The following is a 382-nucleotide window of genomic DNA, read 5'->3' as shown; positions in this document are numbered from 1 at the left end:
GCTTCACGGTGTAGCCGATCATGATCGAGACTTCGTTGACGACCTTCTCCGCCGGACGGGTGGAGATGAAGGCATAGGCCGGATCGCGCGGCCGGTTCGGCGGATTGGTCTTCGACGAGGACGGCTTGGCGAGCGCAAAGCACACCTTCTTGCCGTTGGGCGAGGCGGTGTACGCGCCCCAGGTGCCGAATTGGCCGATCAAGGTCGGCTCCGCACCGCCGGCCGCAGCCGCGGCGGCCGAAGGCGCCGGCTTGGCCGCTTCCTTGGCCGCATCTTTCTTGGGCGCAGCCTGCGTCGGCGCGAGGGAGATGATCCCGCACAGGACACAAGCCGCCAGTGATGTCAGAATCTGCCGCACGGCCAACTGGTTCCCCCATCATTG

The 382-nt window shown here is 66.2% G+C and carries 1 protein-coding gene; it reads right to left on the bottom strand.

Annotated features, from left to right (window positions below; translation table 11 throughout):
* The coding region (locus J1M86_RS23595; protein ID WP_206511599.1) for a hypothetical protein at window positions 1-358 on the bottom strand (358 nt) is incomplete at its 3' end.
* Window positions 359-382 lie beyond the last annotated feature (24 nt).

It is taken from the genome of Rhodococcus sp. KRD197, assembly GCF_017168235.1.
Classification (GTDB): domain Bacteria; phylum Actinomycetota; class Actinomycetes; order Mycobacteriales; family Mycobacteriaceae; genus Rhodococcoides.
This window is presented reverse-complemented; position numbering and strand designations above follow the sequence as displayed.